5 protein-coding genes and 3 pseudogenes are annotated in these 8,007 nt (G+C 69.3%); 1 reads left to right on the forward strand and 7 read right to left on the reverse strand.

Annotation, left to right across the window (positions count from 1 at the left end; genetic code table 11):
- Window positions 1-3: 3 nt before the first annotated feature.
- Genes Taqua_RS08255 through gshA form a run of 3 tightly spaced genes read right to left on the reverse strand, consistent with a single transcriptional unit; the run spans window position 4 to window position 2,643 of the window.
- On the reverse strand, window positions 4-363 hold the full coding sequence (locus tag Taqua_RS08255; protein ID WP_068607021.1) for a hypothetical protein: 360 nt from the start codon (window positions 361-363) through the stop codon (window positions 4-6).
- Window positions 360-1,355: a glutathione synthase gene (gene gshB, locus Taqua_RS08260; protein ID WP_144326223.1), complete on the reverse strand. Its 996-nt coding sequence runs from the start codon at window positions 1,353-1,355 to the stop codon at window positions 360-362. The genes Taqua_RS08255 and gshB overlap by 4 nt, the downstream gene beginning before the upstream one ends.
- A complete protein-coding gene (gene gshA, locus Taqua_RS08265) occupies window positions 1,348-2,643 on the reverse strand; it encodes a glutamate--cysteine ligase (RefSeq protein WP_144326224.1) in 1,296 nt (431 codons plus the stop codon). The genes gshB and gshA overlap by 8 nt, the downstream gene beginning before the upstream one ends.
- Before the next feature lie 140 nt (window positions 2,644-2,783).
- Here gshA and Taqua_RS08270 point away from each other — a divergent pair.
- Window positions 2,784-3,578, forward strand: a pseudogene (locus Taqua_RS08270) (hypothetical protein).
- Between the two features lie 55 nt (window positions 3,579-3,633).
- Here the strand turns inward: Taqua_RS08270 and Taqua_RS08275 are convergent.
- The 4 genes and pseudogenes from Taqua_RS08275 to Taqua_RS13525 form a co-directional block, all read right to left on the reverse strand.
- A complete protein-coding gene (locus Taqua_RS08275) occupies window positions 3,634-5,814 on the reverse strand; it encodes a putative bifunctional diguanylate cyclase/phosphodiesterase (RefSeq protein WP_144326225.1) in 2,181 nt (726 codons plus the stop codon).
- 19 nt (window positions 5,815-5,833) lie between these two features.
- Window positions 5,834-7,326 (reverse strand): annotated as a pseudogene (locus Taqua_RS13520) (methyl-accepting chemotaxis protein).
- 30 nt (window positions 7,327-7,356) lie between these two features.
- On the reverse strand, window positions 7,357-7,848 hold the full coding sequence (locus Taqua_RS08290; RefSeq protein ID WP_144326227.1) for a chemotaxis protein CheW: 492 nt from the start codon (window positions 7,846-7,848) through the stop codon (window positions 7,357-7,359).
- Window positions 7,849-7,875: 27 nt separating this feature from the next.
- Window positions 7,876-8,007: pseudogene (locus Taqua_RS13525) on the reverse strand (IS481 family transposase); the annotation flags it as partial.

Consider the following 8,007-nt stretch of genomic DNA (forward strand, 5'->3'; position numbering starts at 1 on the left):
GGCTCAGGCCGCGCCCGGCCGCTGGCGCAGCCAGGCGATACACAACCCCCAGCCCATGCCCACCCCCACCGCGTCGGCCAGCCAGTCGAGCGGGTCGCCCTGGCGCCAGCCGCTGGCCTGCTGGGCCAGCTCGACGGCGGCCCCGTGCGCCAGCAGCGCCGCGGCCACGACTGCCCACGGCGCGCGCGGCCAGCCGGCCCACGCCAGCAGCGCGAGACCCGCGTAGGCCAGCGCGTGCTGCGCCTTGTCCCAGACGTCGACGGCGACCTGCGGCAGGTGGCGCGGCGGCAGCAGCGACAGCACCGTCACCGCCAGCAGCGCCGCCGCGAACGCCAGCCGCGCCAGCCCCCAGCGCGCGCTCACGCCCCGCCCTCCGCCGCCGCGGCGACGACCGCCGCCTGCAGCGCGTCGACGAAGCGCGCCGCCACGTCAAAGCCGGTCTGCTGCGTGATTTCCTGAAAGCACGTCGGGCTGGTGACGTTGACCTCCGTCAGGTGCTCGCCGATGATGTCCAGCCCCACCAGCAGCAGCCCGCGCGCGGCCAGCCGCGGCCCCAGCGCGCGGGCAATCGCCCACTCCGCTTCGGTCAGCGGCTGCGCCACCCCCTTGCCTCCGGCGGCCAGGTTGCCGCGCACCTCGCCGCCTTGGGGAATGCGCGCCAGCGCGTACGGCACCGCTTCGCCGCCGATGATCAGCACGCGCTTGTCGCCCTGCGCGATGGCGGGCTCGAAGCGCTGCACCATGATCGTGGTGTGGCCGTGCTGGGTCAGCGTCTCGACGATCGCGCCGAGGTTGAGGCCATCAGGTCCGACGCGGAAAATGCCGCGCCCGCCCATGCCATCCAGCGGTTTGAGGATGATGTCGCGGTGTTCGACGTGGAAGGCCCGGATCGCCTCGGTCGAGCGCGTCACCAGCGTCGGCGGCGCGAACGCGGCAAACTCCATCAGCGCCAGCTTTTCCGGGTGGTCACGCAGCGCCGCCGGGGCGTTGAACACGCGCGCGCCGTCGCGCTCGGCCTGCTGCAGCAGGTGCGTCGCGTAGAAATATTCGGCGTCAAACGGGGGGTCCTTGCGCATCAGCACCGCATCGAAGCCGTGCAGCGGCTCGCGCGCCTGCGCGCGCACGTGGAACCAATCGTGCGCGTCGTCGCGCAGCTCGATGTCGCGTACCCACGCCGTCACCGGGCCGCCGCTGCTCCACTGCAGGTGCTGCGGCTCGCACGCGGCCAGCCGGGCCCCGCGGCGCGCCAGTTCGCGCATCATGGCGTAGGTGCTGTCCTTGTAGGTGACGAAGGTGTGCAGCGGGTCGGCCACCACCAGCACGCGCCGACCGTGCCAGAACGCTGGCTCAGGCATCGTGCTCGGCCTCCGGGTCGGTGGCTTCCAGCTCGTAGGCTGCGGCCAGCATGGCCAGCCGCGCCACCACACCGTACATGTAAAAGCGGTTCGGCACACTGGCCCCCGGTTTGCTGCCAGGCTGCGGCTGCAGCGCGCTTTTTTCGAACGCCAGCGGCACGAAGCTGGCCCCGGGGGCGTTGAGGTTTTCGTCGACGCCGCGCTCGGCGTGCACGCGGTAAAACCCCCCAACCACGTAGCGGTCCATCATGTACACCACCGGCTCGGCCACGGCGTCGTGGATACGTTCGTGCGTCATGACGCCCTCCTGGATGATGACGTCGCTGACCTGTTGGCCGTCCTTGATGACGTTCATTTTGTTCTTGGTGCGGCGGTTGAGGTTGCTCAGTTCCGCGGCGTCGCGCACCATCATCACCCCCATGCCGTAGGTGCCGTTGTCGGCCTTGACGACGACAAAGGGCCGCTCCTGGATGCCGTACTCCTTGTACTTGCGGCGGATTTTGGTCAGCAGCGCGTCGACGTTGGTTTGCAGGCACTCCAACCCCGTGCCTTCGGCAAAGTTGACCTGGCCGCAGTGCGCGAACATGGGGTTGATCAGCCACGGGTCGATGCCGACCAACTTGCCAAAGCGCTTGGCAACCTCCTCGTAAGCGCGGAAGTGGTTGCTCTTGCGCCGCACGTGCCAGCCCGCGTGCAGCGGGGGCAGCACGTACTGCTCGTGCAGGTCCTCCAGCATGCCCGGCACGCCAGCGCTGAGGTCGTTGTTGAGCAGAATGGTGCACGGGTCGAAGTGCTTCAGGCCAATGCGGCGCCCCTGGCGGATGATGGGCTCCAGCACGATGCGCTCGCCGTTGGGCAGGACGATCGGCGTGGGTTCCTTGACCTCGGGGTTGAGCGAGCCGATGCGCACGTTGAGCCCGGCCGAGTAAAAAATGCGCTGCAGCTGCGCCACATTCATCAGGTAAAACGTGTTGCGGGTGTGGTTTTCCGGCACCAACAACAGGTTTTTGGCCTCGGGGCAGATTTTTTCGATCGCCGCCATGGCCGCCTGCACGGCCAGCGGCAGCATTTCGTTGGTCAGGTTGTTCCAGCCGCCGGGAAACAGGTTGGTGTCCACCGGGGCCAGTTTGAAGCCAGCGTTGCGGATGTCCACCGAGGTGTAAAACGGCGGCGTGTGCTCCATCCATTCCAGGCGAAACCAACGCTCAATGACCGGGGTGGACTCGAGAATGCGCTGCTCCAGCTCGTTGATGGGGCCGGTCAGTGCGGTGACGAGGTGCGGAACCATGGGGGGGTGTCCTCCTGCGCGTTGTGGATGCCCAGGCGCAAGCAAGGGCGCGATGGGCTGCATTGTAGAAAGCTCCCCGCCCCGCGGAAGCCCCAGCCGGCGGCGTTGTCGCCAACCGCTATGCGCTATAACAGCGCCCCGTGAACCGCAACCTATGGCTGCTGGCCGCCGCGCAAGGCCTGTTTCTAACCAACAACGTGGTGTTTATCGCCATCAACGGGCTGGTGGGCCTGCAGCTGGCGCCGGTGGGCTGGATGGCCACGCTACCGGTGATGGGCTACGTGGTCGGTGGCGCGCTGTCCACCGGTTGGGTGGCACGCGCCCAGGCACGCTGGGGCCGCCAGCGCGCGTTCCAGTTCGGGCTGCTGGTGGCGCTGGGTTCGGCCTTGCTGGCGGCCCGGGCGGTGTAGCTGGGCAGTTTTGCGCTGCTGGTGGCCGCCACCGTGGTGGCTGGTTACTACAGTGCCAACGGGCAGCTGTACCGCTTCGCCGCCGGCGAACTGGCCGCCCCGAGTGAACGCGAGAAGGCCGTCTCGCTGGTGCTGGCCGGGGGGCTGATCGGCGCTATCGCCGGCCCCAACCTGGCCAACCACACGCGCGACGTGCTGGGCGGGCCGTTTTTGGGCGCTTACCTGGCGCTGGCCGTGGTGGCGCTGTTCCTGCTGGGGGTAGGGTGGAATTTTCTGTTCACCGGCAGCACCACGCTGGCCATGCAGGCGTACCGCGCGGAGGAAAAAGACCGCGCCCAGGCGCTGATCAACTTCGGCGTGTTCGCCACGATGGCGCTGACTTCGTTTGCGTCGGGCGCGTTGGTGACGACGCAGGGGTGGTGGTGGCTCAACGTCGGCTCGACGGTGCCGGTGGCCGTGATAGCGGTGGCGTTGGCCGCGCTGGCGTGGCGGCAACGCACCGCGGCCGCAGGTTCGGGGACCTGAACAGCGGCATCCAGCCGACGGCACCACCCACCGCCCCGCACGGGCCGTGCCCGCATCACGCGGGCGGTGCGGCGCCGATGATGGTGACACCAAATCCGGTTGGGGTTTCGCCCAGCGGCTGGGCGGGTTCCAGCGGCGCTGGCCGGCCAAAGTGGTAGCCCTGGAACAGCCGGCACCCCATCGCCCGCAGCACCTCGAACTGCTCGGCTGTCTCCACGCCTTCGGCCACCACCTCCATTTCCAGGCTCTGCGCCAGCTGCAGGATGGTGCACACGATGGCGGCGTCGTTGGGGTCGGTCAGCAGGTCGCGCACAAAGCTGCGGTCGATCTTGAGCTGCGTCAGCGGCAGGCGCTTCAGGTAGCTGAGCGACGAGTAGCCGGTACCGAAGTCGTCCAGCGCGAACTGGATGCCGAGGCCGGCGAGCGCCTCCATCTTCGCGATGGTGTCCTCCACGTCGTGCAGCAGCAGGCTTTCGGTCAGCTCCAGCTTCAGCCGGCGCGGGTCGGCGCCGGCGGCGTGCAGGGCCTGCCGCACGCTGTCGACGAAGTCCGGCTGGCGCAGCTGGCGGGCGCTGAGGTTGACCGCCAGCGTCCAGCCGGCGCGCGCCGGGTCGGCCGCCCAGCGCGCGAGCACCCGGCACGCCTCGCGCAGCACCCACTGGCCGATCGGCAGAATCAGCCCGGTCTGCTCCGCCACCGGGATGAACTCGGCCGGCGGCACCATGCCGCGCACCGGGTGGCGCCAGCGCAGCAGCGCCTCGTGCCCGCAGACCTGCGCGCGCACGTCGACGATCGGCTGGCCGAACAACAGCAGTTCGCCGTCGCGCAAGCCGTGGCGCAGCTCGCGCTGCAGCGTGGCGCGCTGCACGACGCGCGCCTGCATCGCCGGGTCGAAGAAGCGCACCGCGTTGCGCCCGGCGGCCTTGGAGTGGTACATCGCCAGGTCGGCACGGCCGAGGATGTCCTCCACCGTGTCGGTCTGGCCGCGAAACAGCGTGATGCCGATGCTGGGCGTGGCCTGCAGGTCGTGTCCGTCGATGACGGCCGGCCGCTCCAGCGCCTGGCGCAGCTTCTCGGCCACGTGCTGGGCGCGCCAGGCGGCCTGCTCCTCGTCCTCGCGCAAATCCTCCAGCAGCACGACGAATTCGTCGCCGCCCAGCCGGCCCACCATATCCTCGGCGCGCACGGACTCGCGCAGGCGCTGCGCCATCTCGCGCAGCAGCCCATCGCCCGCGGCGTGGCCGAACGCGTCGTTGATGTCCTTGAAGTTGTCCAGGTCGATGAAGCACAGCGCCGCCCACTGGCCGCTGCGCGCGCTGGAGGCCTGCGCCTGCACCACCCGGTCCTGGAACGAGCGCCGGTTGCACAAACCGGTCAGACCGTCGTAGTACGCCAGGCGCTCGATGGTCGCCTCGGCCTGTTTGCGCGCGGTGACGTCGCGGCCGATGCCGCGGTAGCCAACGAAGGTGCCGTGCGCGTCGAACACCGGCTCGCCGCTCAGGGCAAACCAATAGGTGCGCCCATCGGGCAGCACGCGCTGCACCTCGAAGTGGCGAAACGGCTCGCGCCGCTCGACCGCGTCGAGCAGCGGACGCCAGTCCTCGGGTCGCGGCCGGTTGGGCGCCGGCACATCCCACGGCCGCCGGCCGATAAACAACGGCGCGATGTCGCGCTCGCGCACCACGCGCCCCTCCAGCCGCGTGTAGCGGCCCTCGGTGTCCCACTCCCAGTACCAGTCGGCCGACAGCTCGGTCAGGCTGCGAAACCGCGCCTCGCTGTCGCGCAGCGCGGCCAGTGCCTGGGCATGCTTGGAAACATCGGTGTAGATGCGCACCCACCCCCCACCGGGCAATGCGATCGTGGAGCCCTGCAGCGTGCGGCCACTGGCGGTGGTGTAGGAATAGACGTGCGGCTGGCCGCTGGTCTGCGTGGCGCGCAGGTGGTGCCAGACACGCCGCAGCAGGCGCTCCGGGTCGCCCTTCAGGTCGCCGCGCGCGGCCTGCCAGCGCACCACCTCGTCGATGAGCGGGCCGCGCGCCATGAGGTCTTCAGGCAGCTCCAGCAGCGTCAGCACGCTGGCGTTGTACCCGATGATGTGACCCTGCGCATCGATCACCACCAAGGCATGCTGCAGATGGTCCAGCAGCTCCGCCACCGACAGCCGGCCGGCGCGCGCGGCCTCGTCGGCGGCCGCACTGGCCATCCCGGGCAGGGTGGCGATGAAGTCGTCGGTCATCGCGCGCGGTCAGCCAGGGTCAGAAGGTTTCCCAGTCGCCGTCGTCGGCTGGCTTGGACGCAGGGGCCGCCACCGGCCGAGCCGGCGTCGATTGGGCCGGCCCGGCGGCCCCCTGCGCTGGGGTCGCCAAAGCGGCAGCCGGTCCGCTTGATGGCTTGGAGGCGGGAGCACTCAAACGGACAGCGGGTTTGGCGGCGTTGCCCACGGCCTTGGGTACCGGCCGCGCGGAAACGCTCCCCATCGCCTTGGACGTCGGCGCACGCGCCACCATCACCGTGGCATCGCTGGTATGAAAAAACGACACCAACTCCCGCAAGCGCTGCGCTTGATCGAGCAGGCTTTGGGCTGCGGCGGTGGCCTGCTCGGCCAGCGCCGCATTCTGCTGTGTGGTCTGGTCCAACTGCCCCACTGCCGCATTGATCTGGGACAAGCCCTGCGCCTGCTGCTGGGTGGCGGCGGTGATCTCGCGGATGAAGGCGGACACCTGCTCGGCGTTGGCGACGATGTCGCGGATGGTGGCCCCGGCCGCATGCACCTGGGCCGTGCCCGTGCCCACCTGCACCACGCTGGCCTCGATGAGCGTCTTGATCTCCTGGCGGCCTGGGCGCTGCGTTGCGCGAGTTGCCGCACCTCGCCGGCCACGACGGCAAAACCGCGGCCGGCCTCGCCGGCGCGCGCCGCCTCCACCGCCGCGTTGAGCGCCAGGATGTTGGTCTGGAAGGCAATGCCGTCGATGACACCGATGATGTCGGCGATCTTGCGGCTGGCGGCCTGGATGCCGTCCATCGTCGCCACCACTTGGCCGACGGCCTCGCCACCGCGCTCGGCCACCTCGGCGTTGCGTCGCGCCAGTTCGATCGCGGCCTGCGCGGCCTCGCTGCTGGCCGCCACATGGCGGGTCAGCTCGTCGATGCTGGCGACCGTCTGGCGCAGGTGTTCGGCGGTTTGCTCGGTGCGCTGCGCCAGGTCCTGGCTGCCGCTGGCCACCGCTTCGGCGGTGGCGCGCAGCCGTGCGGCGGTTTCGTGCACGGCGCCCACGGTGCGCGCCAGCGACGCCTGCATGTCGGCCAGGCTGCGCATCAGCTCGGCCAGTTCGTCCTGGCCTCGGGTGTCGGCACGGGTGGTCAGGTCGCCGCGCGCAATGGCCACGGCCAGCGCCTGCGCTTGCTGCACCGGGCGCACGATGCTGCGCATGTTGATCCAGGTGGTCGGCGCCACGACCGCCATGGCCACCAGCAGCGCCACCCCCAAGGCCCACAGGCTTTGCTGACGAATCTGTTCGCCGCGCTCGGTGAGTTGGATCATCTGCTGCGCAAACGCCTCGTCGCCGCCGTTGCCGGCAGCGGTCCAGGCCAGGGTCAAGGCTTCGTGCTGGGCGATTTGCATGTGATGCACCGCCCACACGCCCACACCCGCCAGCGCCAGCAGCAGCACCAGCACCAGCACCACGGCAATGGCACCCAGCATGCGTGTGCGTACGCGCCACGCTCGCATCCAATGGTTGCTGTTCATCGTATGGCCTCGGAGGTAGGGGCTACTGTCTCAGGCGTCCATCAGGCCCATGTCGGGGCTGCTCATCAGCGCCTCGATGTCCATCAGAATCAGCATGCGCTCCCCAACGCTGGCAATGCCGGTGATGAAGGCCGTGTCCACGGTGGTCGATGTCATCTCGGGCGCGGCGCGGATCTGGTCGCGCGGCAGCTCCAGCACGTCGGACACCGAATCGACAACGACGCCCACCACGCGCCCCTTGACGTTGAGCACGATGACGACGGTCAGGCCGTTGTACTCGACGCTGGGGCAGCCCAGCTTGATGCGCAGGTCCACCACCGGCACGATGACACCGCGTAGGTTGACCACGCCCAGCATGTGCCGCGGCGCGTTGGCGATGCGGGTGGGGTTTTCGTACGAGCGGATTTCCTGCACGCGCAGGATGTCGATGCCGTATTCCTCGGCGCCAAGGCGAAACGTCAAGTACTCGGCGCTGTCGCGTGCGGCAGCGTCGTGGCTGTGCGCGGCGGCAATGGCGGTCATGGCAGCACTCCTCATCGGCCCAAAGCCCTAAGTGTCAGGTCCCGGACGATTGCGTGGCACTTTTATGAAAAGTTCCGGTTTTTCTTTGTACCATCTTTTCATGGCCTCGATGGGCGGGACATGTCCCAGGGCTTTCTGGGGGATGTGGTGATTGTACAG

The organism is Tepidimonas aquatica, assembly GCF_007556585.1.
GTDB lineage: Bacteria > Pseudomonadota > Gammaproteobacteria > Burkholderiales > Burkholderiaceae_C > Tepidimonas > Tepidimonas aquatica.